24 protein-coding genes are annotated in these 26,354 nt (G+C 43.0%); all 24 read left to right on the top strand.

Going from position 1 to position 26,354, the window contains the following annotated elements; genetic code table 11:
- The 24 genes from fliQ to H9659_RS01940 all read left to right on the top strand — a co-directional run bounded on the left by fliQ (position 1) and on the right by H9659_RS01940 (position 26,134).
- Positions 1–270 carry a flagellar biosynthesis protein FliQ gene (gene fliQ, locus H9659_RS02055; RefSeq protein ID WP_191688247.1) on the top strand — a complete coding sequence of 90 codons (270 nt, stop codon included), beginning with the start codon at positions 1–3 and terminating at the stop codon, positions 268–270.
- Between the two features lie 5 nt (positions 271–275).
- Positions 276–1,052 (top strand): flagellar biosynthetic protein FliR, encoded by a 777-nt coding sequence (fliR, locus tag H9659_RS02050; protein ID WP_191688245.1) that lies wholly within the window; start codon positions 276–278, stop codon positions 1,050–1,052.
- A gap of 4 nt (positions 1,053–1,056) precedes the next feature.
- The gene (flhB, locus tag H9659_RS02045; protein ID WP_191688244.1) at positions 1,057–2,136 is read left to right on the top strand and encodes a flagellar biosynthesis protein FlhB; all 1,080 of its coding nucleotides are present in this window, start codon (positions 1,057–1,059) and stop codon (positions 2,134–2,136) included.
- A gap of 25 nt (positions 2,137–2,161) precedes the next feature.
- Positions 2,162–4,195 carry a flagellar biosynthesis protein FlhA gene (gene flhA / locus H9659_RS02040; RefSeq protein WP_191688243.1) on the top strand — a complete coding sequence of 678 codons (2,034 nt, stop codon included), beginning with the start codon at positions 2,162–2,164 and terminating at the stop codon, positions 4,193–4,195.
- A complete protein-coding gene (gene flhF, locus H9659_RS02035) occupies positions 4,192–5,310 on the top strand; it encodes a flagellar biosynthesis protein FlhF (protein ID WP_191688241.1) in 1,119 nt (372 codons plus the stop codon). Before flhA ends, flhF begins: the two co-directional genes overlap by 4 nt.
- A complete protein-coding gene (locus H9659_RS02030; RefSeq protein WP_191688239.1) occupies positions 5,303–6,169 on the top strand; it encodes a MinD/ParA family protein in 867 nt (288 codons plus the stop codon). The genes flhF and H9659_RS02030 overlap by 8 nt, the downstream gene beginning before the upstream one ends.
- Complete coding sequence (locus tag H9659_RS02025) at positions 6,169–7,296, top strand: protein-glutamate methylesterase/protein-glutamine glutaminase (protein ID WP_191688238.1); 1,128 nt, start codon at positions 6,169–6,171, stop codon at positions 7,294–7,296. The genes H9659_RS02030 and H9659_RS02025 overlap by 1 nt, the downstream gene beginning before the upstream one ends.
- A gap of 12 nt (positions 7,297–7,308) precedes the next feature.
- Positions 7,309–9,351: a chemotaxis protein CheA gene (locus tag H9659_RS02020; protein ID WP_191688236.1), complete on the top strand. Its 2,043-nt coding sequence runs from the start codon at positions 7,309–7,311 to the stop codon at positions 9,349–9,351.
- Between the two features lie 15 nt (positions 9,352–9,366).
- The gene (locus H9659_RS02015; protein ID WP_191688234.1) at positions 9,367–9,840 is read left to right on the top strand and encodes a chemotaxis protein CheW; all 474 of its coding nucleotides are present in this window, start codon (positions 9,367–9,369) and stop codon (positions 9,838–9,840) included.
- On the top strand, positions 9,830–10,459 hold the full coding sequence (locus H9659_RS02010) for a chemotaxis protein CheC (protein WP_191688232.1): 630 nt from the start codon (positions 9,830–9,832) through the stop codon (positions 10,457–10,459). The genes H9659_RS02015 and H9659_RS02010 overlap by 11 nt, the downstream gene beginning before the upstream one ends.
- A gap of 1 nt (position 10,460) precedes the next feature.
- Complete coding sequence (locus tag H9659_RS02005) at positions 10,461–10,955, top strand: chemotaxis protein CheD (RefSeq protein ID WP_225217591.1); 495 nt, start codon at positions 10,461–10,463, stop codon at positions 10,953–10,955.
- A 151-nt stretch (positions 10,956–11,106) separates the two neighbouring features.
- Complete coding sequence (locus H9659_RS02000; RefSeq protein ID WP_191688231.1) at positions 11,107–11,886, top strand: FliA/WhiG family RNA polymerase sigma factor; 780 nt, start codon at positions 11,107–11,109, stop codon at positions 11,884–11,886.
- A 2-nt stretch (positions 11,887–11,888) separates the two neighbouring features.
- Positions 11,889–12,191: a hypothetical protein gene (locus H9659_RS01995; RefSeq protein WP_191688230.1), complete on the top strand. Its 303-nt coding sequence runs from the start codon at positions 11,889–11,891 to the stop codon at positions 12,189–12,191.
- Between the two features lie 4 nt (positions 12,192–12,195).
- Entirely contained in the window at positions 12,196–12,714 is a 519-nt protein-coding gene (locus tag H9659_RS01990) for a hypothetical protein (protein WP_191688229.1), read from the top strand.
- Between the two features lie 141 nt (positions 12,715–12,855).
- Positions 12,856–13,590, top strand: coding sequence for a 30S ribosomal protein S2 (gene rpsB, locus H9659_RS01985; RefSeq protein WP_191688228.1), 735 nt, complete (start codon positions 12,856–12,858; stop codon positions 13,588–13,590).
- A 94-nt stretch (positions 13,591–13,684) separates the two neighbouring features.
- A complete protein-coding gene (tsf, locus tag H9659_RS01980; protein WP_191688226.1) occupies positions 13,685–14,569 on the top strand; it encodes a translation elongation factor Ts in 885 nt (294 codons plus the stop codon).
- An 80-nt stretch (positions 14,570–14,649) separates the two neighbouring features.
- Entirely contained in the window at positions 14,650–15,372 is a 723-nt protein-coding gene (gene pyrH, locus H9659_RS01975; RefSeq protein WP_191688224.1) for a UMP kinase, read from the top strand.
- 2 nt (positions 15,373–15,374) lie between these two features.
- Positions 15,375–15,932 carry a ribosome recycling factor gene (gene frr, locus H9659_RS01970; protein WP_191688222.1) on the top strand — a complete coding sequence of 186 codons (558 nt, stop codon included), beginning with the start codon at positions 15,375–15,377 and terminating at the stop codon, positions 15,930–15,932.
- A gap of 127 nt (positions 15,933–16,059) precedes the next feature.
- Positions 16,060–16,854 carry an isoprenyl transferase gene (locus H9659_RS01965; protein ID WP_191688221.1) on the top strand — a complete coding sequence of 265 codons (795 nt, stop codon included), beginning with the start codon at positions 16,060–16,062 and terminating at the stop codon, positions 16,852–16,854.
- A complete protein-coding gene (locus H9659_RS01960; RefSeq protein ID WP_191688220.1) occupies positions 16,851–17,645 on the top strand; it encodes a phosphatidate cytidylyltransferase in 795 nt (264 codons plus the stop codon). Before H9659_RS01965 ends, H9659_RS01960 begins: the two co-directional genes overlap by 4 nt.
- Positions 17,646–17,663: 18 nt before the next feature.
- Positions 17,664–18,812: a 1-deoxy-D-xylulose-5-phosphate reductoisomerase gene (locus H9659_RS01955; RefSeq protein ID WP_191688219.1), complete on the top strand. Its 1,149-nt coding sequence runs from the start codon at positions 17,664–17,666 to the stop codon at positions 18,810–18,812.
- 44 nt (positions 18,813–18,856) lie between these two features.
- Entirely contained in the window at positions 18,857–20,116 is a 1,260-nt protein-coding gene (gene rseP, locus H9659_RS01950) for an RIP metalloprotease RseP (RefSeq protein WP_191688218.1), read from the top strand.
- A gap of 44 nt (positions 20,117–20,160) precedes the next feature.
- Positions 20,161–21,762, top strand: coding sequence for a proline--tRNA ligase (locus H9659_RS01945; protein WP_191688217.1), 1,602 nt, complete (start codon positions 20,161–20,163; stop codon positions 21,760–21,762).
- A 58-nt stretch (positions 21,763–21,820) separates the two neighbouring features.
- On the top strand, positions 21,821–26,134 hold the full coding sequence (locus H9659_RS01940; protein WP_191688216.1) for a PolC-type DNA polymerase III: 4,314 nt from the start codon (positions 21,821–21,823) through the stop codon (positions 26,132–26,134).
- Positions 26,135–26,354 lie beyond the last annotated feature (220 nt).

Genomic DNA, 26,354 nt, shown 5'->3' with positions numbered 1-26,354 from the left:
ATGACAGGAGAAATGATCATTGCAGTCGCCGAGCGTGCGGTATGGGTAATATTAATGACAGCTGGACCTCTGCTAGTTGTTGCGTTAGTGACAGGCTTAGCGGTCAGTATTTTCCAAGCGACTACTCAGATCCAAGAACAAACCCTCGCATTTGTGCCGAAGATTGTTGCTGTGCTCGTTGCTATTGTATTTTTCGGACCGTGGATGCTGTCGAAAGTGACAGCATATGCTGAGGATATTTTTGGTAATTTATCGCGGTACATAGGGTAGCTTTGATGGAAGCATTTATGCCGTACGTTGCAACCTATTTATTAGTTTTGACCCGGATTTCCGCTTTTTTCGTTACTCTGCCTTTGTTTTCATACCGAGCAATTCCACCCGTCATGAGAATTGTTTTTGCTGCGCTGCTTGCATGGGTGCTCGTATTCACTCTTAACGTGCCGGATCTTGAGATTGATGGAGCATATATCATGCTCGTTCTGAAAGAGGCTTTGATAGGGTTAACAATTGGAATTATCGCCTTTATGGTTATGGCTGCGATTCAAGTTGCGGGAGGTCTCATTGATTTCCAAATGGGATTCGCAATTGCAAACGTCATTGATCCGCAAACTGGAACACAATCCCCTTTGATGGGTCAATTTTTCAACTCCTTAGCGCTGTTATTATTACTCGCAGTGAATGGACATCATGTTTTACTGGATGGTGTATTTTATAGTTATCAATTTCTTCCGATAGATCAGCTTTGGCCATCTTTCGGAAGTGAGGATGTCGCGGAGCATGTGTTGAAAACGATGGCCGCCGTATTCGGGATTTCTTTTCAAATGGCCGTACCGATAGTCGCCACTCTTTTTCTTGTCGATTTAGCACTTGGTATTACTGCAAGAACAGTGCCTCAGCTCAACATTTTCGTAATCGGTTTTCCGATTAAGATCGGAGTAGGGTTTCTAGTCCTGTTCATTATGGGGGGCGTCATTGTAGCGATGATGCAAAAGATATTTGAAGTGATGGCGGTTAGTATGAGGGACTTGATGGTGTTGTTAGGAGGAGGATAAGTACATGTTGCGCTTGGATCTTCAATTTTTTGCGGGTGAGAAAACTGAAAAGGCGACACCGAAAAAACGGGAAGATTCTCGGAAAAAAGGTCAAGTCTTAAAGAGTCAAGACGTGACCAGTGCAATTGTGCTACTATCTGTATTCCTCTTTTTGTTTTTTGCTGCAGGCTACATGAAAGATCGTTTTTATAAGTTTTTCAAGGAAACATTTCATACATACATAACGATGGGGAAGTTGGACATCGATCAGACCATGATGATCTACATGGAAGTCATTAAAGAAATGGCATTCATCATGCTTCCCGTCATGCTAATTGCAATGGTAGCTGCCATTGCCGGGAATTTGATACAGTTCGGATTGCTTTTCACAGGAGAGCCGTTGAAATTCGATTTGAAGAAAATAGACCCAATCAAAGGTCTTAAACGGATTTTTTCTATAAAAGCAATCGTCGAGTTACTTAAATCGTTATTAAAGATCTCATTTATCGGCGGAGTCACATCGATCATCCTTTATTTTAATATTGATAAGGTATTGAATTTAGCTTTTAAAACACCGTCAGCAGTCATGAAGACAGTCGGTGAACTTGTTGCTTTGATGGGAATAACAGCTTCATTTGTCTTGTTATTCATTTCAATTCTCGATTTTCTTTATCAGAAATATGACTATGAAAAAAACTTGAAAATGTCGAAACAGGACATTAAAGATGAATATAAAAACTCAGAAGGCGATCCGTTGATAAAATCTAAAATCAAACAGCGTCAACGGGAAATGGCCATGCGTAGAATGATGCAAGAAGTACCACAAGCTGACGTGGTCATAACGAATCCGACACATTATGCAATCGCGATAAAGTATACAGATGGGGAAATGGATGCGCCGGTAGTCGTTGCTAAAGGCGTCGACTTCATTGCCCAAAAGATTAAACTCATTGCGAAAGAAAACGATATTGTGACAGTCGAAAATCGACCGCTTGCTCGTGCTCTTTACTCAGACACAGAAATAGGTGATCGGATTCCTGATCAATTTTTTAAAGCAGTGGCTGAAGTACTGGCGTATGTCTACCGGATTCAGCGCAAAATTTAAATGAACAACAGAAAGTGGGGATGACATGCAGTTTAAAGATATCGGTGTACTTGCATCCGTAATTATGATTGTTGCGATGCTTGTCATTCCTTTGCCTCACTGGTTGCTCAGTTTCCTGATCATCATTAATATCACACTCGCACTATTAGTGCTTCTGACAGCTATGAATATGCAAGAAGCATTGCAGTTTTCAATCTTTCCTTCATTGCTCTTGTTACTGACACTCTTCCGACTCGGTCTGAACGTTTCTACGACTCGTGCAATTTTGAGTGACGGAAGTGCAGGGGGTGTCGTTGATACGTTCGGTTCGTTCGTAACCGGAGGAAACGTCATAGTTGGACTTGTCGTATTCGTGATTTTGATCATTATTCAATTCATCGTTATTACGAAAGGATCTGAGCGTGTTTCGGAAGTTGCCGCTCGTTTTACGTTGGATGCAATGCCAGGTAAGCAAATGAGTATTGACGCAGATTTGAACGCAGGAATGATTTCTGACACGCAAGCAAGAGAACGCCGGGAAAAAGTAGGGAACGAGGCGGACTTTTATGGGGCCATGGATGGTGCGACAAAGTTCGTTAAAGGTGACGCAATTGCAGGGATTATCATTGTAATGATCAACTTGCTTGTAGGGATGGTGATCGGTGTTGTCCAACTGGGACTTCCATTTGCAGAAGCGGCAACGACGTTTTCCAAACTGACAGTCGGTGATGGAATTGTATCTCAAATTCCCGCATTGCTGATTTCTACCGCAACCGGGATCGTCGTGACACGAGCTGCCTCAGAAGGGAACTTAGGAACGGACATTACGAGTCAATTACTAGGTCAGCCAAAGTTGTTATATGTAGCAGCTGTAACGATTCTCTTATTAGGACTGGCGACACCTATCAATGATATTTTAACAATACCAATTGCACTTGCACTTGCAGTTAGTGCCTTCATGATGTCCCGGCCACAAGACGAAGATCCGGATGAATTACTGGAACTTGAAGAAAGCGAACAAACAGAAGGTCTGAAAAGTCCGGAAAATGTCGTGAACCTTTTGAATGTAGACCCCGTAGAGTTCGAATTCGGCTATGGGCTCATCCCTCTCGTCGATGCTTCACAAGGCGGAGATCTGCTCGATCGCGTTGTCATGATAAGAAGACAGCTTGCCTTAGAACTTGGTCTAGTCATTCCTGTCGTTCGTATTCGAGATAACATTCAGCTTCAGCCAAACGAATACAGAATAAAAATCAAAGGTAGCGAATTGGCAAGAGGAGAATTGCTGCTTGATCACTACTTAGCAATGAGTCCGGGGGGCGATGATTCCATCCCAGGCATAGACACAGTCGAGCCATCATTCGGTCTTCCGGCAAAATGGATTACCGAAGAGGTGAAAGAGGACGCAGAAATTCTAGGATACACTGTAGTCGATCCTCCAAGCGTTGTTTCAACCCACTTGACAGAAATTATTCGTGCAAATGCTTCTGATTTGATCGGTCGTCAAGAGACAAAGCAACTGATCGATCACGTACACGAGTCTTATCCTATTCTTGTGGACGAACTTACACCAACTCCGTTATCTGTTGGGGAAATTCAAAAAGTATTGGCGAAGTTGCTTAGTGAACATGTCTCGATTCGTAACTTGCCGATTATTTTTGAAACGTTAGCGGATTCCTCCAAATATACTTCGGATGTAGATTTGCTGACGGAGTATGCCAGACAGTCGCTAGCACGTCAGATTACGGAACAATATACACCTCAAGGACAAGCGTTGAAAGTTATGACTGTCTCTGGAAAAGTTGAAAAAATGATTGCAGATAGTGTCCAGCAAACAGAACAGGGGAACTATTTAACGATTGAACCACAAAACTCGCAAGCGATCTTAGAATCGATTGCAAGTGAAGTGGAACGTGTTGCATTACTCGACCAATCGCCAGTCATCCTTTGTTCACCAGCAGTTAGAATGTACTTGAGACAAATTACAGAACGCTATTTCCCGCAAATCCCAATCTTGTCTTATAATGAGTTGGAAGCATCTGTGGAAGTACAGAGTGTAGGGGTGGTGGATGTCGCATGAAGATGAAAAAATATACAGCAGACACAATGGTCCAAGCAATGGAAAAAGTCCGACAAGACTTTGGTGAGGATTCAGTTATTCTGAGTTCTACCATTGTCCAATCCAAAGGATTCCTAGGGCTATTTAAGAAGAAGAGCGTGGAAGTCGTTGCTGGATACGACGAACCGATCTCGGTGAAAGAAAAAACAGCTCCCATTTTTAACGAACCAGTTAAACATGATGCCGACCAAGATTCCATGATCCATGATCTGAAAAAAGAAATGAAGGAAATGAAACAACTTCTTAAAACGAATCATACACCTCTTGAATTTCACCAATATCCCGAAGAAATGCAGGAATTATTGAAGAGATTGAGTGCTCAAGAGCTGAACGGTGTGACGATACAAAAGATTGCCAGTGAAATTTTTTCACGTATGAAAACTGAAAAAGTGGATTTTACAGCAGATGAACAGAAAAAAATCGCGCGTGAAATTTTAAAGGAAGAACTTGCAGATTTGCCGTTCGGCGGTGTTCCTTTCAAAAAGAAATATGTGAACGTTCTCGGACCGACAGGAGTAGGTAAAACTACAACCATCGCCAAAATTGCAGCGCGTTCACTCATCGAACATAAACGTAAAGTAGCTTTTGTCACGACAGATACTTATAGAATCGCTGCAATTGAGCAATTGCGGACGTATGCCAATCTTCTTCAAGCACCTGTGGAAGTGGCTTATAATGAGAACGACTTCAAAATGGCATTAGAGAACCTGAGTGCAAAAGATGTTGTGTTCATTGACACGGCAGGTCGTAATTATAAAGAGAAGAAGTTTGTGGATGATTTGAAGAGACTCATCGATTTTGAATTGGAAATGGAATCCTATTTAGTTCTTTCCACCACAACGAAGGAATCGGATATGCGGTCTATCGTCGACCAATTTCTTGAATTTCCGATTAAACAATTCATCTTTACGAAATTGGATGAAACAGAAACCATTGGACCGGTTTTCAATCTTTTGAAAGATTATCATATGGGAATCGCATACGTTACAGATGGCCAAGAGGTGCCGGAAGACCTGGAAGAGGCAACCGTTGAAAAAATATTGACTCTCTTACTTGAGGAGGGAGGACATGCGTGATCAGGCGGAAGCACTACGGTTGAAAATGATGAAGGCGGATAACGCGGCTGCCCGTTCCATCGCAGTGATTAGCGGTAAAGGTGGAGTGGGGAAAACGAATTTCATAACTAACTTTGCGAGTAGCTTATTGACTCAAGGGAAAAATGTCATCATTGTGGACATGGATATCGGTATGGGAAATGTCCATATTTTACTTGGTGCTTCTGCTCAATATGGTTTGAAGGAATATCTTACAGGTGAACGTACGTTGGAAGAAGTCATAGCTGTAAGTGCCGGTGGATTGAGTTTCATTTCCGGAGGATCCGGTCTGGAAACTGTTTTGGAATGGACGGAAGCCCGTTTTGAACGTCTCATAGAAGCATTTGAAACGCTGCAGCAGCAGTACGATTATATCTTGTTCGATATGGGGGCGGGTGCCTCTGAGAGTTCAATTGAACTGATTGTTTCGGTAGATGAAATCGTTGTGATCGCGACATCAGAGCCAACTTCCATCACAGACGCTTACTCAATGATGAAATTCATCTGTCTGAGAGATCCTGAGAAAAAGTTTTTCATTGTCAATAATCGAGTACAGCCGAAAGAAGATGGAAATGAAGCCATCACACGTCTGCAGTATGCGATGAGGAAGTTCTTGAACAAAGAAACAACCTTGTTAGGGGCACTTCCTGAAGACGCTGCAGTCCATAAATCGGTGGTGGCACAACAGCCTTTCGTTAAACTTTACCCAAATGCACCGATTTCCCGAAGAATGAATGCAATTGCTGCTAACTATATTTCTTCAGGAACCGATATAGATAGTAAAGAGGGCAGTACGTTCCTTGGACAACTCAAAAAACTATTTGCGAGGGGACGTGGGTGATGGTGGTCGAAAACCTTTCCAAGAGAGTACTTATTGCTGATGACTCAGCCTTTATGCGCAAATTAATATCTGAAATCATCTCCTCCCATCCGTCACTTGAAGTGGTCGGTACGGCAAGGAACGGACAAGAAGCAGTCGACAAAGCTCGCCTGTTAAAACCGGACGTGATGACTCTGGATATTGAAATGCCGGTTCTGGATGGCTTAGGGGCACTTCAGCAGATTATGAAGGAAAATCCGTTACCAGTCGTTATGCTTTCGAGTACCACCAAAGAAGGCGCCGAGAATACGATCCGTGCTATGGAATATGGCGCTGTGGATTTCATTACCAAGCCTGGTGGAGCAATATCACTCAATTTACGTGATAGTGAAAAGGTTATTATAGAAAAAGTATTGGATGCATCCCAAATCGATATGGTTAAAATCCTTCCCCGCAGAGCGAATGCAACAATGTCCAACCCTTCTGTAGCGACAACTGGAACAAAATTGACGGTTTCACCAAAACGTTTGTTTGTTTCTCCTACTGAAGGAGCACTCCCACGCTCTGCGGTAAAGCAATTCATCATCATAGGTACATCGACAGGGGGACCAAGAGCACTCCAGCAAGTGCTTGTTTCACTTCCTGAAAATATCGGTGTCCCCATTCTAATTGTTCAACACATGCCTGCCGGATTCACGAAATCACTTGCAGATCGTTTGAACAGTTTAAGCGGCATCACTGTTAAAGAAGCTGAAAACGGAGAGCTCATTGAGAAGAATACAGCCTATATCGCACCAGGCGGCAAGCATATGAAAGTGGCCCGTGTAGGTGTGAGCTTCGCCATTCGGCTGGATGACCAAGATGCACCTCGTATGGGGCATAGACCAGCTGTCGATGTCTTACTCGAATCCGTGTCACAGTTCCCCGAACTCCAATTTGTAACTGCAATTATGACCGGGATGGGACACGATGGATTGCAAGGGATGAAAATACTTAAAGAACACTGCACTACGTTCACGATTGCTGAGTCTGAAGAAACGGCTGTAGTCTATGGCATGCCGCGAGCTATACAAGAAGCAGGACTCGCTGACATTTCAGCAAATGTACAAGATATCGGTAAGTTACTTTTAGAGCAGGTAAAGTCTTAAGGAGGCATTTTGATGGATACAAATCAGTACTTGGAAATGTTCCTGGAAGAGAGTAAAGAGCATCTCCAGGCGTGTAACGAACAATTACTAGAACTTGAAAAGAACCCGGATGATCTTGCGATTGTCAACGAAATTTTCCGAGCTGCACATACCCTTAAAGGGATGTCGGCAACGATGGGTTATGAAGACATTGCGAATCTGACACATAAGATGGAAAATGTCCTCGATGCAATCCGGAATTCCAAAATCCGTGTGACTTCTGAGATCCTGGATGTCGTGTTTGAATCTTCAGATGCACTTGAAGAGATGGTCATCGATATCGAAGAGGGTGGAAGCGGTAAAAAAGATGTTGAGAAATTAGTGATGATGCTTAACCAAATTGAGGCGGGCAAATCGCCATTGGAAGTTGTAGAAGAAAAAATGGTGGAAACAAAACCTGAAGAGGGAACGGCTGGACTCGTTTATGATGACTTTGAACAAACAGTAGTTTCCCAGTCTATTGAACAAGGTTTCAATGCTTTTGAACTTAAAGTCATACTGCGTGATGATTGCCTGCTGAAAGCGGCTCGTGTATTCATGGTATTTGAAATCCTCGAAAAATCCGGGGAAATCATTAAAACCTCCCCTACTGTCGAACGGTTGGAGAATGAAGAATTCGATAGTCAATTCACGGTCGTGATCGTTACCAAAGAAGATGCAGAAGTGCTACAAGCAAAAGTGCAGAAAGTATCTGAACTTGAACACGCTGAAATTCGTCCAGTCCAATTCCTTTCGTCCCATTCCGAGGCAGCCGTTACAACGGAAACAGCCGTTACAGCACCTGTTTCACAACCTGCCAAGCAGGCGGTTAAAAAAGAACCTGCTAAAGCCGAACCTGTTGCCAAGCGCTCTGGCAATTCCCATTCTGCCAACAAGACGATAAGGGTCAATATCGATCGCTTGGATGTGCTCATGAACCTATTCGAGGAATTAGTTATTGATAGAGGACGACTCCAGTCCATCGCTACGGAATTACAAAATGCTGAACTCAATGAAACAACGGAACGGATGACTAGAATTTCAGGAGACTTGCAAAATATCATTTTAAATATGCGAATGGTTCCTGTCGAGACGGTATTCAATCGATTCCCTAAGATGGTTCGCCAGTTAGCGAGAGATCTTGATAAAAAAATCAACCTAGAAATCATCGGGGCTGAAACAGAATTAGACCGTACTGTCATTGATGAAATCGGGGACCCTCTAGTCCACCTCATTCGGAACGCATTGGACCATGGAGTTGAAAGCCCGGCAGATCGCATTGCGGCGGGGAAACCTGAAGAAGGTACTGTTACGTTACGCGCATACCACTCCGGTAACCATGTCTTCATTGAATTAGAAGATGACGGGGCAGGCGTGAATCGCTCACGTGTGCTCAATAAAGCGATTGAGCGTGGCATCGTTACTGAAGAGATAGCAGAGACATTAACGGACAAACAAGTAGCAGAGCTTATTTTGTCTTCAGGCTTTTCAACAGCTGAAAAACTTACAGACGTCTCTGGACGCGGTGTAGGTCTGGACGTTGTTAAAAGTACGATTGAATCATTAGGCGGTCATATTTCGATTGACTCTAAAGAAGGCCAAGGCTCATTATTCCAAGTACAGTTACCGCTTACGCTGTCAATCATTTCAGTGATGCTGGTACAACTCCAGAAAGAGATTTTTGCAGTTCCTTTATCATCGATTATTGAAACTGCTATCATTCAAAATACGGATATTTTGAATGCACATAATCAGCGTGTCATCGACTTCCGTGGGAAAATTGTTCCACTCGTTGACCTTCGTGAGATTTTCGATACAGGACTTCCCGAACAGCCAGAAGAATTAAAGTCTGTCGTCATCGTTCGTAAAGGTGAAAGCCTAGCTGCACTTGTCGTTGACTCATTCATCGGCCAACAAGAAATTGTACTGAAATCACTCGGTAACTACTTACAGAGCGTTTTCGCACTATCTGGTGCTACAATCCTCGGAAACGGCCAAGTTGCACTAATAGTAGATTGCAACGCGCTCATAAAATAAGTAGGAGGGAATCCAATGACAGCTGTAACTGAAAATAAGGTTATGAAAACAATTGTATTTCAATTGCTCGACAAAGAGTATGCGATTGAAGTGGATGTTGTCCAGTCCATCGAGAAATTATTGCTCATGACAATCACGCGAATTCCAGGTGTGCCTTCATATGTTAAGGGAGTCATTAATTTACGTGGAATGGTGACGCCTATCGTTGATTTGCGGAATCGTTTTGACTTACCTGAAATGGAGTACAATGACAACACACGCATCATTATCGTGAATCTCGAAAACTTCGATGTAGGACTCATAGTGGACGATGCCAATGATGTAATTGACATTCCTGCAAACGTTCTAGAAGCGCAGCCGGAAGTGGTCGGTTCCGTAGAATCTGAATTTGTGGCAGGTGTTGCAAAGATTGAGAAACGATTACTCGTTATGCTCAACTTGGATCATGTACTGCGTCCAATTAGGAACGTGAATACGGATGAAAACTGATTTTAACATATCTGATATGCATTTAGATGTTCTCAAAGAAATCGGTAACATCGGGGCAGCACATGCGGCCACGTCTCTGTCCGAACTGCTTCAGCGTAAAATCGACATGCACGTCCCGAAAGTTGCGCTTGTATCATTTGACGATATGTTCGAACTTGCAGGAGGCAGTGAAAACGTAGTTGTCGGGATTTTCCTGAGGATTGAAGGAGACTTATCCGGAAGCATGTTTTTTGTGCTTCCGATCGAATCTGCTAATCGTTTTATTCGCCGCTTAGTAGGGGATGACCAATTTGACTTCTCTGCTCCGGACTCGACGGGGGAAATCGGAGTTTCCGCCATGCAAGAACTAGGCAATATTCTATCCGGATCGTATTTATCTGCCTTGTCCGACTTCACCGGTTTGAAGATTTATCCGACAGTCCCTTCGTTAAGTGTCGATATGGTTGGTGCTATTGTCAGCTTTGGCCTCATAGAAGTATCCCATTACAGTGACGAAGTCATCGTGATCGATACGAAGATTGTAGAAGACGAAAACGATAAAAGTGTGGATGGGCACTTCTTTTTACTCCCTGATCCACCATCTTACATCACGATCTTCCAATCATTAGGTGTAATGTGATATGGAAATGGTGAAAACAGTAGTCCGGGTCGGGATTGCGGATATGAATATTGTCCGGGAGCCAAACACCATTCGGACATCAGGTCTCGGTTCATGTGTTGGTGTTGTGTTGTATGATGAACGCCGGAAAATTGCTGGAATGGTGCACGTCATGTTGCCGGACAGTTCACTTGGTAAAGGGGATTCCATCAATGTGGCGAAATTTGCAGATACGGGCATTTATTCTCTAATGGAACAACTGAAAGCAGAAGGAGTCCGGCCGATGTCTTTGAAAGCGAAGATTGCTGGCGGATCCCAAATGTTTCAATTCGGCTCAGGGGATACCGTACGTATCGGTCCTCGAAATGTGGAAGCGGTGAAAAAAGAGCTTGCTAGACTTTCCATACCGTTGGTTGCTGAAGATACCGGAGGATCCAATGGCCGCACAATCGAATTCGATCCTGGAGTCGGAGCACTACAAGTCCGTACGGTGAACGCAGGTACAAAGGAAATCTAAAACGATGGCGCAGTGGTTTCAGTAAGTGAAACTACTGTTTTTTTATATGAAAATATGATTGACGTCCACTGTCTTTACTCCTAAAACTTTGATATAATGATTAGTAAGATCGTGTAGAAATATACATTGTTGCACGGAAGCGAGGGATTCTATGTCAAAAAAAGACATGACGGAGGAGACATATTGGGACCTATGGTTAAATAAAAGAGATCCTGATGCCGGAGATGCGCTCGTCCGTAAATATATGCCGCTCGTAAATTACCACGTCCAGCGTATAGGTTCCGGGTTACCGCGTAATGTTTCCAGGGACGATGTCAAAAGCCTTGGGTACCAAGGATTATTTGACGCACTCACTAAATTCGATCCAAGCAGGGACTTGAAATTCGATACATACGCTTCGTTTCGGATCCGTGGCAGTATTCTTGATGGATTACGGAAAGAGGATTGGCTGCCGCGTTCCTCGAGAGAGAAATCAAAAAAATTAGAAGAGAAAATCAGCAAACTGGAACAAAAACTGATGCGGACAGCGACACCTGAAGAGATTGCGGAGCATTCGGGGATACATGTATCTGAAGTTTATCAGACAGTCCAGGAGCATTACTTTTCAAGTGTCCTATCGATTGATGAACGGATGAATGATGACGAAGAAGATTCGGGGAAAAGTTTTATTTTGAAGGATGAAAAGACTGTAACTCCTGAACAGCACTCGGTTAAACATGAATTATTGGGAGAAATGATTCAAAAAATCAAAGACTTGAATGACAATGAACAACTTGTGCTGAGTCTGTTTTATTCCGATGAAATGACACTTACTGAAATTGGCGAAATTCTAAACTTATCGACGTCACGTATTTCACAAATCCATTCGAAAGCACTTTTCAAGCTGAGAAAAATTTTGCTGCCTGAAGTGCTGGATCGGGGGATACTATGAGCTTGAAATCGATAGAACTCCAAATTGCGATCCCGAAAACTTTTGATGCAGGGAAACTGACAGAACAAAAAAATCAGCAGTCCATGCTCAACCATCAGCAAGCGGCAGTTCAAACAGACCAACAAGTGATGAAACAGCGCAATACAGTCATCGAATCGGCTGAGTCCGAAAAAACCAGGAACTCAAGAGACTCTTCAAGTGAAGAAAAGTCAGAGGACAATGACCACCAGAACGCTTCTCGGCAAGAGAAACATAAACACGCAAGCCACCCTTATAAAGGTGGCTTCGTAGACTATACAGGGTGATGAAATGACAGCATTTTGGATTGCGGCACTTTGTGTACTGCAGATCGTTGGTTTCTATCTGATCGCTTTGCTGTACATGAGAATTTCAAAATTGGATAAAACCGAAAAGAGACAACAGCAACTTATGAAAGAAATGGAAGATAGCCTGGCGCTCTATATAACTGAAGTAAAAGAAGAAAACGATCGTTTAATCGATCAACTTACAAAGTTGCAGAAAAAACCGCAACCTGCTGAAATTCAATCTGAAGTTAAAGAATCACCGATTCCACAAGAGGATGAAGTGGCTGCAACGGCTGTTTACTTTACTCCTAAGCCACCCACTTCGAAAGTTTTGGATTCATACCGGTCCCAGCAGCAATCTAGGGGTGCAAACACTACGGATCGTTTCGCGGAACCGAAACAGGAGACTGAATTCGAAACGGTATACCGATTACATGATGAAGGATTATCGATGGATGAAATCGCAAGCCGGCTTAAAAAAGGTAAAACGGAAGTGGAGCTCATTTTAAAATTCAAAAGATAATTGTTGCATAAGTAATTAGGCTTGTGTTATATTAGAAAGTGGTATTACTACACACGTATATGGACGTATTGAGATGGTGCCGAAAGGTCGCTCGGCGGATGAAGTATGCGGAGGAATCCAACCAAACAGGAGGAAATAATTATGTCAGTAATTTCAATGAAACAATTGCTTGAAGCTGGTGTGCACTTCGGACACCAAACACGTCGCTGGAACCCTAAAATGAAGAAATTCATTTTTGTTGAGCGTAACGGAATCTACATCATCGATCTTCAAAAAACAGTTAAAAAGCTTGAAGAAGCTTATAACTTCATGCGCCAAGTCGGTGCTGACGGCGGAAAAGTACTTTTCGTTGGTACAAAGAAACAAGCACAAGATGCTATTAAAGAAGAAGCGGAACGTGCAGGCATGTACTACATCAACCAACGTTGGTTAGGTGGTACGTTGACAAACTTCGGTACTATCCAGAAGCGAATCAGCCGTATGAAACAAATTGAGAAAATGGAAGAAGACGGTACATTTGATGTTCTTCCTAAGAAAGAAGTATCTCAACTTAACAAAGAACACGATCGTCTTGTGAAATTCCTAGGCGGTATCCGTGATATGAAATCAATCCCAGACGTAATCTACGTTGTAGATCCACGTAAAGAGCGTATCGCTGTTGCGGAAGCTCATAAATTGAATATCCCACTTGTTGGTATCGTTGATACAAACTGCGATCCTGACGAGATTGACTACGTCATTCCTGCAAACGATGATGCAATTCGTGCGGTCCGCCTTTTGACAAGCAAAATGGCTGACGCTTTGCTAGAATCTAGACAAGGTGAAGACGAAGAAGCTGCTCAAGCAGAACAAACAGAAGCAGTTGCTGCAGAGTAACTGGAAAATCAAAGACGATAAGCGGCCAATCCCCTTATCGTCTTTTTTAGAGAAATCATCTAAAATCGTTAACTATTACTAGGAGGAATACAACATGGCAGTTACAGCTCAAATGGTAAAAGAACTTCGTGAAAAAACAGGCGCGGGTATGATGGACTGTAAAAAAGCGCTAACAGAAGTCAACGGTGATATGGACGCAGCACTTGACTTCTTGCGTGAAAAAGGTCTTTCTAGCGCAGCTAAAAAAGCAGATCGTATTGCCGCTGAAGGAACAACAACGATCGAAGTTTCCGGAAATGATGCAATCATCCTTGAAATCAACGCTGAAACTGACTTCGTTGCTAAAAACGAAGGTTTCCAAACGTTGGTTAAAGAAATTTCGGCTCACCTGCTAAAAACAAAGCCTGAAACTGTAGAAGCAGCTTTAGCTTCAACTATGGACAATGGTCAAGTTGTGGCAGATTACATTTCTAATGCAATCGCAAAAATTGGTGAGAAAATCAGTCTTCGCCGTTTTGAAATCCGTACAAAAACGGATAATGATGCATTCGGTGCTTACCTTCACATGGGTGGCCGTATTTCCGTTCTTACAGTACTTGAAGGTTCTAAAGACGATGAAGCAGCAAAAGACGTTGCAATGCACATTGCTGCTATGAACCCTAAATACATTTCACACGACCAGATTTCTGAAGAAGAAGTTGAGCATGAGCGTAAAATCCTTACTGAACAAGCTCTTAACGAAGGCAAGCCTGAAAACATCGTTGCTAAAATGGTTGAAGGACGTCTTCGTAAGTATTTCGAAGAAATCTGTGTACTTGACCAGGCGTTCGTTAAAAACTCTGATCAAAAAGTTGGAGAATTCGTTACTTCCACTGGTGGAAAATTAACAGAATTCATTCGTTACGAAGTAGGCGAAGGAATCGAAAAGCGCGAAGACAACTTTGCTGACGAAGTAATGAGCCAAGTAAACAAAGGGTAACTAATTTAACTCATACTAATGGTAGGGGACACATTTTGTGTTCCCTATTTTTAAGAAAACCAAGAAGATGGGGGATACATATGAACACACCTACCTATAAACGGATCGTGTTGAAACTGAGCGGGGAAGCTCTCGCTGGAGAACAAGGATTTGGTCTTTCCCCGGAAATCATTAAATCCGTTGCGATTCAAGTGAAAGAAGTGCTGGATCTTGGCGTTGAAGTAACAGTCGTAGTCGGTGGCGGAAATATTTGGCGTGGTAAAGTCGGCAGTGAGATGGGCATGGATCGCACGACTGCAGACTATATGGGAATGCTGGCTACGGTCATGAACGCATTGGCACTTCAAGACGCGATTGAAAAGTTAGGTGCTGAGTCTCGTGTCATGTCCTCAATCGACATGCGTCAAGTAGCAGAACCGTACATTCGTCGGAAAGCTATCCGGCATCTTGAGAAGAAACGCGTTGTCATTTTTGCTGCAGGTACTGGAAATCCATATTTCTCAACAGATACTACAGCAGCACTTCGAGCAGCTGAAATTGAAGCGGACGTCATTCTAATGGGTAAAAACAATGTAGATGGAGTCTATTCTGCTGATCCGATGATTGATAACACTGCTGTGAAATACGATCAATTGACGTACCTTGATGTGATTAGCAAAGGTCTGCAAGTGATGGACGCTACAGCTTCAACACTCTGCATGGACAATGATATCCCACTCGTAGTATTCTCGATTATGGAAGAAGGAAATATAAAAAAGGCTGTATGCGGAGAAACAATCGGTACAGTCGTCGGGAGGAACTAAATATGCCAAAAGCAGTTATGAATCAGACAACCGAAAGAATGGAAAAAGCTATCAGCTCACTTGGACGGGAACTTGCCTCAATTCGTGCAGGCCGGGCAAATGCTTCCCTACTCGATCGTATTTCAGTTGAGTATTATGGTGCACCGACACCGCTGAATCAGATGGCTGGAGTCTCTGTACCTGAAGCTCGTCTTATGGTCATTCAACCCTACGATAAGACAACTTTGGGCGATATCGAAAAAGCGATCTTGAAGTCGGATATCGGAATTACACCTTCAAATGATGGAAATGTCATTCGCTTAGCAGTACCAGCGTTGACTGAAGAGCGTCGTAAAGAACTTGTTAAAGAAGTTAAAAAAGACGCGGAAGAATCAAAAATAGCAATTCGCAATATCCGTCGTGATGCTAATGAAGAGTTGAAAAAACTCGAAAAAGATGGCGAAATCACCGAAGATGAATTACGCCGTCATAACGATGAAGTCCAAAAGCTAACCGATACGTACATCTCTAAAATCGATAGTATTGCCGAGGACAAAGAAAACGAAATTATGGAAATCTGAACATGAACTTTCTTTTTCGCTGGACGTCCTAACTTTAGGACGTCCTTTTTAACATGCAAGTTCTCCTGTATTTTGTTAGGATAAAGAGGATGAAGGATTTGAAACGTCGTCGAGTGGAGGAAAAATAATGTTCGATAAACTACTGCGAAAGAAGACGACGGCTGTCCCGTCGACATTACAAGAGCGGGTCACGATTGCGAAAGAGAAACCGATGCCAACTCATGTCGCCATTATAATGGATGGAAATGGAAGATGGGCGAAACAACGGAAACTTCCTAGAATTGCAGGTCACCATGAAGGGATGAAAACCGTTCGGAAGACCACTCTTTTTGCCAACGACCTAGGCATTCGGGTTTTGACGTTATACGCATTTTCAACAGAAAATTGGAAGCGTCCTAAACGCGAAATCGATTTTCTCATGAAGCTTCCAGGTGAATTTTTAAGTACGTATTTGCCGGAGTTAGTTGAGAATAACGTGAAAGTGGAAATGATCGGTAGTTCTGAACTATTGCCTGCCCATACAAAAGAAGCGATTCAGAAAGCGATGGAAGCGACAGCGGATAATGATGGAATGATCCTGAATTTCGCAATGAATTATGGAAGTCGTTTCGAAATTGCCGAAGCAGTAAAGAATTTAGCCCACCAGCTTTCAGAAAATCTTATTCAACTAGATGAACTAACTGAAGAGAACGTTTCGAGTGCGATGATGACCGCTCATCTACCGGACCCTGACCTTCTCATCCGAACGAGTGGGGAAGTCCGTCTGTCCAATTTCATGCTCTGGCAGTTAGCCTATGCAGAGCTTGCATTTACTGATGTACTTTGGCCAGACTTCAATGAGGCCAACATGCTTGACATTATAGAGGATTATCAAAAACGAAGTAGACGGTTTGGAAGTCTTGAAGGGGATGAAATCAAGTGAAACAACGGATACTAACTGCTATTGTAGCAGCTGCAGTATTCATTCCATTTGTTGTGATTGGAGGAATTCCATTCACCATTTTGGTCTATGCAATCGCAACAATCGGACTGTATGAACTGTTGAAAATGCAATCCATAAAATTACTTTCTGTCGAAGGTATCCTATCGTGGTTATTGGCAGCAGTTCTATTATTGCCTAACCCACTAGCGCTGCGTTGGCTTGGAACAGCTGGCTATACGAAATTAGAAGCCGCTTTTATCATTATATTGCTCTTATTGATCTATACTGTTCTTGTGAAGAATCGTTTTACGTTTGCCCATGCGTCCTTTTTGGTGATGTCAGCTTTTTATGTAGGTATGGGATTTTACTATCTCACAGCTACTCGTGATGCTGGTTTAGTGTTCATCATCTATGCGCTTGTCATTGTATGGACAACTGATTCTGGAGCATATTTTATCGGCCGTAAACTAGGAAAGAGAAAGCTGTGGCCGGATATTTCACCAAACAAGACAGTTGAAGGTTTTGTAGGAGGGATTTTGAGTGCTGTAATTTTCGCGGTACTATTTCAGCTTATACAGCCTGTCACGTCTACATTCCTCATCTTGATCGGTGTCACAATCGTTGCATCGATTATTGGGCAGCTTGGAGATCTTGTTGAATCGGCGTTAAAGAGAAATTATAACGTAAAGGACTCGGGAAAGTTACTGCCCGGACACGGCGGCATTTTAGATCGGTTTGATAGTTTGTTATTTGTTTTGCCGCTTCTTCATCTATTGCACTTTGTTAGTTAATGGAAAGGGATGTTTTTGATGAAAAAAAAGATCAGCCTTCTTGGTGCTACAGGTTCCATTGGTCTGCAAACACTCGAAGTGATTGCAGCTCACTCAGATCGATTTGAACTTGTAGCATTTTCTGCTGGGCGTAATATTGAGAAAGTGAGAGAAATTGCCGCTTCCCATAAGCCGCCACTTATATCCGTAATGGAACAAAAGGATGCCGAAACCCTGCAAAGTGAGTTTCCTTCTATACGCTTCCTTTATGGTGCTGAAGGATTGAAGGAAGTTGCAGCAAACACAGGCGCGGATGTTCTATTGAATTCTGTAATCGGGAGTGTGGGGCTTCAACCGACACTAGCCGCTATTCGTCAAGGGATTACAATTGCAATTGCAAACAAAGAAACACTTGTAGCAGCAGGTGATATTGTAATGGCAGAAGCAAAACGATATGACGTTTCTGTTTTACCCGTTGATAGTGAACACTCCGCTCTGTTTCAAGCGTTGAACGGTGAACAATCCAAATCCATCAGCCGTCTCATCTTGACAGCTTCTGGAGGAAGCTTCAGAGATTTAACACGTGACCAGTTAGCCAACGTTACATTGAAGCAAGCGCTCGCTCACCCGAACTGGTCGATGGGCAATAAGTTAACCATCGACTCAGCTACGATGTTCAACAAAGGGCTTGAAGTGATTGAGGCCCACCACCTGTTTAATATGCCTTATGACCAAATCGATTGTCTGTTACACAAAGAAAGTATCATCCACTCCATGATAGAGTTTGAAGATACAAGTGTCATGGCGCAATTAGGCTCTCCTGATATGCGTGTGCCCATTCAGTATGCATTGTCTTATCCTGAGAGAATTCCTATGGAAAATCCGCAACGCCTTAAACTTGAAGATATTGGAAAGCTGCATTTCGAGAAACTGGATCTAACTCGTTTTAAGGCTCTCGCTCTAGCTTACGAAGCGGGACGTATTGGAGGAACAATGCCAACTGCAATGAACGCTGCAAATGAAATGGCTGTGAGTCAATTCATGGCGGGACGTATTCCTTTCGTTCAGATCGACGAGTTGGTAGAACGAGCAATGGAACAGCATCAACCAATCCAAAAACCTGATTTGGAAACCATACTAGAGACGGATAAGCAAACTCGTAAAATTGTCCATTCCATGATAAAATAAGTTATTTAGTACAACAGCCAAGTAAGCTGAAAAGGTGGGTATAAATGGAGAATGTTATCTCGTTTATAATTATTTTTGGCTCATTAGTCTTTTTCCATGAGTTCGGACATTTTCTTTTTGCAAAAAGAGCTGGAATCATGGTTCGGGAATTTGCAATTGGAATGGGACCAAAGATAATCGGTATTCAAAAAGGTGAAACACTTTACACGGTGCGGTTACTCCCGCTTGGCGGATATGTACGTATGGCAGGCGAAGATTTTGATACAGTGGAATTGTTGCCTGGTTATCGTGTAGGATTAATATTAAACCCTCAAGACGAAGTGACTAAGATTTATTTGAATTCAAATGTGTCGAATCCGGATGTCTTATTTCTTGAAACAGAAGAAGCGGACCTCAATGATAAATTGTTTATAAAGGGGTATGATGACGAAGGAAGTCTCGTTCGTTTTTCAGTATCCAGAACTGCTGTAATATACGAAAAAGGACAGAAGACCCTGATTGCTCCAAAAGATCGCCAATTCGACTCGAAACCTTTGATGGGGAGATTCCTGACGATCCTGGCAGGACCGGTCTTTAACTTCATACTGGCGTTTTTTATCTTTGTTGCACTCGGTTTACTGAATGGTGTACCAACAAACGAACCTATTATTACGGAAGTTCAAGCAAACAGCCCAGCTCAAGCAGCAGGTATTGAAAAAGGTGACTTTGTTAAATCCTCTAATGGTGTAGAGGTGAACACTTGGAATGAATTCACAGAAACGATTCAAGATAACGCCGGGCAAACAATAAATCTAGAAGTTGAACGTGATGGAGAACTTGTCACTTTACAAGTAACGCCAAAAGAAATGAAAGAGGCAGGGCAAAAACAAGGTCAGATCGGTGTTTACTACACAAGTCCAGTGGAGAAAAACCCATTGAAAGCCATTGCTTATGGTGCACAGCAAACTTGGTTCTGGATTGCGAAAATAATTGAACTGCTCGGCATGCTGGTTACAGGTCAATTTACGCTAGACGCATTATCTGGGCCGGTAGGTATATACAAAGCTACAGAGGAAGTTGCGCAGTATGGTATTTTCAATCTCATGAATTGGGCTGCCGTATTGAGCATTAACTTAGGGATAATGAACCTTCTACCGCTTCCGGCGCTAGATGGCGGACGGTTGTTGTTCTTCTTGTTTGAAGCATTGCGTGGAAAACCGATTGATCGACAAAAAGAAGGTATGGTTCACTTTGTAGGAATTATGCTGCTCATGTTACTCATGCTTGTCGTAACATGGAATGATATCCAAAAGTTCTTTTTCTAGAAATGATGATCTTTTCGATCAGAGAGTAACGGAGGCGACGCACCATGAAACAATCAGGTGTATTCATACCTGCTGCTGAAACTTCAAGTAACTGTCTGGCAGATCAGCTTCTCACTCAATCAGGTTATGTCCAGGAAACATCTGAAGGGATGTATGCCTACTTCCCATTAGCAGGAAAAGTTTTGGAAAATATTAAACGTGTGATCAGGGATGAAATGGAGTCAGCGCGGGTTCTTGAAGTGGATCTCCCGTATGAACAATTCCAACACGCGACAGGAAAATCAGATGAAATGATTTTACTGTCTTTCATTGCAAAAGAAATCATAAGTGCTGAGCAATTACCGATTTCGGTATTTCACATAAAACAGCACGTCAGGGAGGAGCGGAGCCCTCTTCAAGATTCCAGTCTTCTGTATGCTAAAGAATATTCGCTGATGAGTGGATATTCTTTTCATACAGACACCGTTGAAGCGAAAGAAAATGGCGAGACACTTCTCTCGGTCTTTTCAACGATTGTGAATAGGGTAGGAATCCCCTATCAGGTGATCGAATCCCAAAATGAAAATGGAAGAATTGAATACGAGTTCATCGCCTTTACCGGGTGTGGCAAAGAAACATTTGCACAAAGTACGAATTCTACTTATACGTCAAAAGCAGAGCTTGCAGAAGCTGTCCAAGAAGAACTTGAGGAACCGAAAAAACTGAAAAAAGCTGAGAAAATTAGTGGGCTTGGTAAAGAAATCGTTCCTCTTGCTGAAACGCTTGGGTTAGACTGCTCACAAACCATCCAAACATTCCTGTATGACATCGATTCAGAGCCAACACTCATTCTAGTCCGTGGAGATCACGAGCTGAATGAGAAGAAATTGAAGAAATTATTCGGTACTTCCGCTATCAGGTTATTAGATTCGGAAGAAATGGAAAAAGTGTTAGGTGTTGAACTGAATTCGATGGGACCAGTACAACTACCTTTTGGTTTGCCAGTTTATGCTGACTATGGTATATCGTCCATTGTGAATGGAATTTGTGGAGCAAACGAAAAAGATACTTTTTTGGTGAATGTGAACCCGGATCGTGATTTTGCAGTCGATCATTACGTGGATATTCGTGTAGTGAAAGAGGGAGATACTTCCCCTGACGGAAACGGTACGTTAACATTTCGTCAAGGTGTTACATTTGCGCGGATTATTGAACCGGAACCAGTATTCAGTAAAATCAATGTTGCTAACAAGGAGCCTCTGGAAATATTAACGGGGTATTATTATATGGATTTGACGCGTCTATTCGCAGCAACTGCTGAACATTACAGTGATTCACTCGGATTGAAATGGCCGATACAACTTGCGCCATATGACCTTCATTTATTGATTGAAGATATTGAGGATGAAAATCAGCAGCAGCTAGCTGAAGAAATTCACTCTGTCATGAATGGATATCGGTACCGTGTGCTATTCGATGATCGAAATGTAAGCGCCGATAGTAAGCGTAAAACATCAAATCAGTTAGGTGTTCCTGTGAAGATCGTAGTTGGGGATGATGCTGCCGATGGGATGGTGGAAGTCACTTATCGGACGATGGGTGAGGCAGTCAGCATGCGGAAAGAAGAAGTGACAGAAAAGCTTCAGGAATTTTTCAGAACAGAGTAAAGACACGGGAAGGCCGATTTTCGGTCCTTCCCTTCTTTTTACGGAAAAGGAGAGACGTATGGACGCTAAAAGAAAAATGTCAATGTTGCTCCAGCAAATTGGACTGACGGAAGATGCGTTTGTCATCCATTTTCAAGATGCAGAACTGGAACGTATTGATATCTACAAAAAATCCAGGGTGTGGCAATTCACTGCAACTCTGGAAAAACCATTGCCTTTTGATGTGTTCCAGCTATTCCGAAAACGAGTTGAACAAGCCTTCGCCAATATTGCTGCGATCCGATTGCAAATCAGTACGAAAACAGAAGTGCATGAAGAGGAAACGATTCTTGCCTATTGGCCAGCAATTATGGATGAGTTAGGTGATGTATCTCCTCCCATACGGGAAGTACTTACTGCGCAAAAACCGGTGTTATCTGGTGATAAAATCACGGTTTGTTGTGTCAACGATGTGCAGCAACGGACATTGAAAAATAAGTATGGTCAACTTATTTCAAATGTGTATGAGTCCTTTGGATTTCCAAGGATCTATCCTGAGTTCATAATTTCCGATGCCCCAGTCGAAGAAGAGCAGGCACGCGTCGCATTTTTCGAAGAGCGTAAAGCGGAAGAGGTCGCCTATGCCCAAAAAGCCTTAGAAGCGATGCAACAACGGGAAACTACTAAGAAAGATGGCGGGAGCGCACCAGTTGGTCCGATTTCTTTCGGTACGCCGATCCGTGCAGACGAACCACTCCTAGAGATACAACAAATCCAGGATGAAGAACGTCGTGTGACAATCGAAGGATATGTGTTCGATGCTGAAGTGAGAGAACTGCGCAGCGGACGGTCATTGCTAACCTTGAAAGTAACGGATTACACAGATTCCATCCTAGTGAAAATGTTCTCCCGTGACAACGAAGATGCGGACCTGATGAAAGCACTCACGAAAGGAAAGTGGGTGAGAGCTCGCGGAAGTATTCAAAATGATACTTTCGTCCGCGACTTGATCATGATGGCTCAAGATATTATGGAAGTTGCTCCAGTAGTAAAGAAAGACAAAGCCCCTGAAGGAAGAAAGCGTGTTGAATTGCATACACATACGAAGCTGAGTCAAATGGATGGAGTCTCTTCTGCAGGAGCACTCGTTGCGCAAGCGGCCAAATGGGGTCACCCTGCGATTGCAATTACTGATCACGCGAACGTCCAAGCTTTCCCGGATGCTTATAATGCAGGGAAGAAGCATGGCATAAAAGTCTTGTTTGGCTTAGAAGCGAACCTTGTGGATGATGGTGTACCAATCGTATACGACGAACAGCATCGGTTTCTTGAAGAGGATACGTATGTGGTCTTTGACGTTGAGACAACAGGACTGTCTGCTGTGTATGACACAGTGATCGAACTTGCTGCAGTGCGTGTCAAGAATGGAGAAATCGTAGACAAGTTTGAACGTTTTTCCAATCCTCATCATCCTTTGTCGTCTACAACGACTGAGTTGACAGGCATTACCGATGATATGGTGAAAGACGCGCCGGAAGTTTCAGAAGTGATGGTGGATTTCATTGAGTTCATTGGTGATTCCATTCTAGTCGCACACAATGCTTCGTTTGATATGGGCTTCTTTTACGAGTCCTGTAAGAAATCCGGCATTGAAACAATGGATTATCCCACAATTGACACATTGGAATTAGCTCGTCTTCTGTACCCGGATCTCAGAAATCACCGTCTCAATACATTAGCTAAAAAGTTCGATATCGATTTGACCCAGCATCACCGGGCCATTTACGATACGGAAGCGACTGCTCATCTGTTTGTCAGACTGATGAAAGATGCCGCTGAAAAAGGCATTACGTGGTTGGACGACTTCAACAAGAACGTCGGTGAAGGGGACGCTTATAAGCGTTCAAGACCGAATCATTGCACGCTGCTTGCTACGAGTGATGAAGGATTGAAGAATCTATTTAAGCTCGTCTCTTTCTCTCATATGGATTATTTTTATCGAGTACCAAGAATTCCAAGGTCGTTACTCGTGAAATACCGAAAAGGGCTTCTTGTCGGTTCGGGGTGCGACAAAGGTGAAGTATTTGAAGCACTTATGCAAAAATCGATCGAAGAAGCAGAAGAAGTGGCTGGATTCTATGATTATTTGGAACTTCATCCTAAACCAGTCTATAATCACCTGATTGAACTGGATCTCATTCGCGATGAATGGAACCTTGAAGATATTATGCGTAAAATGATTAAACTTGGTAAAAAGACCGGTCTGCCCGTAGTAGCGACTGGAAATGTGCATTATATCGAAGAAACAGACGCTGCCTATCGGCAAGTATTGGTTCGTTCTATGGGCGGTGCGAATCCGATGAACCGTCATGAACTCCCTGCTGTCCATTTCAGGACGACAGATGAAATGCTTGAGGAGTTTGCATTCTTAGGACCTGAGACAGCAGAGCAAATCGTGATAGATAATCCACTTGCTATTGTCGACAGGGTCGGAGATGTCAAGCCGATCAAAGACGACCTTTATCCACCTGAAATCGAAGGTGCGGATGAAGAAGTGCGTCAACTCACGTATACAATGGCACATAAAATCTATGGTGAGACGTTACCGGAAATTATAGAGGCTCGCATCGATAAGGAATTGAAATCGATTATCGGAAACGGTTTTGCGGTGATCTATTTAATCTCTCATAAGCTCGTTAAGAAATCATTGGATGATGGGTATCTAGTAGGGTCGCGTGGTTCGGTAGGTTCTTCACTTGTCGCAACAATGATGGAGATTACTGAAGTGAACCCAATGCCGCCCCATTATGTATGTCCAGCGTGTAAGCAGTCCGAGTTCTTCTCGGATGGGTCCGTAGGTTCTGGTTTCGACTTACCGAACAAAAATTGTCCGTCATGCGACATCCCTTATACAAAAGATGGACATGATATCCCGTTTGAAACGTTTCTTGGATTTAACGGAGATAAGGTGCCGGATATCGACTTGAACTTCAGTGGTGAATATCAAGCGAAGGCACATAACTACACGAAAGAACTGTTCGGGGAGGATTATGTGTACAGGGCTGGAACGATTGGCACGGTCGCGGAAAAAACGGCTTATGGCTATGTCCGGGGATATATGAACGACAATGCTATCAATTTGAGAGGTGCTGAAATTGACCGCCTTGTTCAAGGGTGTACAGGTGTTAAACGGAATACCGGTCAACACCCTGGCGGCATCATCGTTGTCCCGGATAATATGGAAATCTATGATTTCACGCCAATTCAATTCCCGGCAGATGACGTCGGCTCGAGTTGGAAAACAACTCACTTCGACTTCCACTCCATTGATAATAATTTACTGAAACTTGATATTTTAGGGCATGATGATCCGACGATGATTAAGATGCTGGAAGATTTGTCGGGGATGGATCCTAAAACGATTCCGCCGGATGATCCTGGTGTGATGGCGTTGTTCAGTGGGACAGAATCACTCGGCGTAACAGAAGAGCAGATTAACTGTAAAACCGGGACACTCGGAGTACCGGAATTCGGTACTCGATTCGTCCGACAGATGCTTGAAGAAACGAAGCCATCAACGTTTTCGGAGCTCATCCAAATTTCCGGGTTGTCTCATGGAACCGACGTATGGCTTGGCAATGCACAGGAACTGATTCAGAACAAAACGTGTGTGCTTGCTGAAGTAATCGGTTGTCGTGACGATATTATGGTGTACTTGATCTATCAAGGGCTGGAACCGGCGATTGCATTTAAAATCATGGAGTCTGTTCGTAAAGGTAAAGGACTGACACCTGAATTTGAAGAGGAAATGAAGAAAAACAAAGTTCCGGCATGGTATATCGCATCTTGTAAAAAGATCAAGTACATGTTCCCGAAAGCACACGCCGCAGCTTATGTACTAATGGCATTGAGAATCGCTTACTTTAAAGTGCACCATCCAATTATGTATTATGCAACGTATTTCACCGTCAGGGCGACGGATTACGATTTGGCGACAATGATTAAAGGATCGGCGTCCATCAGAGTGAAAATCAAAGAAATCTATGACAAGGGATTGGACGCATCACCGAAAGAAAAAAGCTTGGTGACTGTCTTGGAGATTGCATTGGAGATGTGCGAACGCGGATTTACATTTGCAAAACCGGACTTGTACAAATCATCGGCTACTGAATTCATCATCGAAGGCAATACACTGATTCCGCCGTTCAACGCCATTCCATCACTCGGTACAAACGTTGCGAAAACAATTGTAGAGGTCAGGGATGATGGTGAATTCCTTTCAAAAGAAGATCTTCAGCGTCGAGGACGTGTATCCAAAACCATTACGGAATATATGGATGCGCTTGGGTGCTTGGAAGGAATGCCGGAAATGAATCAGCTTTCATTGTTCTAACTAATAGTCCCAACTCTTTGTTGAACAATTGGCTGGAATCGAGACCGGGATAAAGCATGCATTCGCAACGGAAGTCAACGTGTTCTACTGCGAGCATTTTGATAATTTGCGCGGGCTATGAACGTATGGTATAATGGAAACAACTTTTGCTATAGTCTTACGCGAAAAGAGTGGGATTCCCCGCTCTTTTCTGTTGTCTGCCGTTATTATGCAAGCAAAT

Source organism: Sporosarcina gallistercoris, assembly GCF_014836415.1.
Taxonomy (GTDB): domain Bacteria; phylum Bacillota; class Bacilli; order Bacillales_A; family Planococcaceae; genus Sporosarcina; species Sporosarcina gallistercoris.
The sequence above is the reverse complement of the archived record's forward strand: the minus strand, read 5'-3'. Positions and strand labels throughout refer to the sequence as shown.

Excerpts from the sequence above, each read along its gene's own strand:
- H9659_RS02015 (WP_191688234.1), top strand. The coding sequence starts at position 9,367 with ATGACAGCTGTAACTGAAAATAAGGTTATGAAAACAATTGTATTTCAA.
- H9659_RS02010 (WP_191688232.1), top strand. The coding sequence starts at position 9,830 with ATGAAAACTGATTTTAACATATCTGATATGCATTTAGATGTTCTCAAA.
- flhF (WP_191688241.1), top strand. The coding sequence starts at position 4,192 with ATGAAGATGAAAAAATATACAGCAGACACAATGGTCCAAGCAATGGAA.
- H9659_RS01965 (WP_191688221.1), top strand. The coding sequence starts at position 16,060 with ATGTTCGATAAACTACTGCGAAAGAAGACGACGGCTGTCCCGTCGACA.
- H9659_RS01955 (WP_191688219.1), top strand. The coding sequence starts at position 17,664 with ATGAAAAAAAAGATCAGCCTTCTTGGTGCTACAGGTTCCATTGGTCTG.
- H9659_RS02020 (WP_191688236.1), top strand. The coding sequence starts at position 7,309 with ATGGATACAAATCAGTACTTGGAAATGTTCCTGGAAGAGAGTAAAGAG.
- frr (WP_191688222.1), top strand. The coding sequence starts at position 15,375 with ATGCCAAAAGCAGTTATGAATCAGACAACCGAAAGAATGGAAAAAGCT.
- H9659_RS02030 (WP_191688239.1), top strand. The coding sequence starts at position 5,303 with ATGCGTGATCAGGCGGAAGCACTACGGTTGAAAATGATGAAGGCGGAT.
- tsf (WP_191688226.1), top strand. The coding sequence starts at position 13,685 with ATGGCAGTTACAGCTCAAATGGTAAAAGAACTTCGTGAAAAAACAGGC.
- flhA (WP_191688243.1), top strand. The coding sequence starts at position 2,162 with ATGCAGTTTAAAGATATCGGTGTACTTGCATCCGTAATTATGATTGTT.
- fliQ (WP_191688247.1), top strand. The coding sequence starts at position 1 with ATGACAGGAGAAATGATCATTGCAGTCGCCGAGCGTGCGGTATGGGTA.
- rpsB (WP_191688228.1), top strand. The coding sequence starts at position 12,856 with ATGTCAGTAATTTCAATGAAACAATTGCTTGAAGCTGGTGTGCACTTC.
- pyrH (WP_191688224.1), top strand. The coding sequence starts at position 14,650 with ATGAACACACCTACCTATAAACGGATCGTGTTGAAACTGAGCGGGGAA.
- rseP (WP_191688218.1), top strand. The coding sequence starts at position 18,857 with ATGGAGAATGTTATCTCGTTTATAATTATTTTTGGCTCATTAGTCTTT.
- H9659_RS01940 (WP_191688216.1), top strand. The coding sequence starts at position 21,821 with ATGGACGCTAAAAGAAAAATGTCAATGTTGCTCCAGCAAATTGGACTG.
- H9659_RS01945 (WP_191688217.1), top strand. The coding sequence starts at position 20,161 with ATGAAACAATCAGGTGTATTCATACCTGCTGCTGAAACTTCAAGTAAC.
- flhB (WP_191688244.1), top strand. The coding sequence starts at position 1,057 with ATGTTGCGCTTGGATCTTCAATTTTTTGCGGGTGAGAAAACTGAAAAG.
- H9659_RS02025 (WP_191688238.1), top strand. The coding sequence starts at position 6,169 with ATGGTGGTCGAAAACCTTTCCAAGAGAGTACTTATTGCTGATGACTCA.
- H9659_RS02005 (WP_225217591.1), top strand. The coding sequence starts at position 10,461 with ATGGAAATGGTGAAAACAGTAGTCCGGGTCGGGATTGCGGATATGAAT.
- fliR (WP_191688245.1), top strand. The coding sequence starts at position 276 with ATGGAAGCATTTATGCCGTACGTTGCAACCTATTTATTAGTTTTGACC.
- H9659_RS02000 (WP_191688231.1), top strand. The coding sequence starts at position 11,107 with ATGTCAAAAAAAGACATGACGGAGGAGACATATTGGGACCTATGGTTA.
- H9659_RS01990 (WP_191688229.1), top strand. The coding sequence starts at position 12,196 with ATGACAGCATTTTGGATTGCGGCACTTTGTGTACTGCAGATCGTTGGT.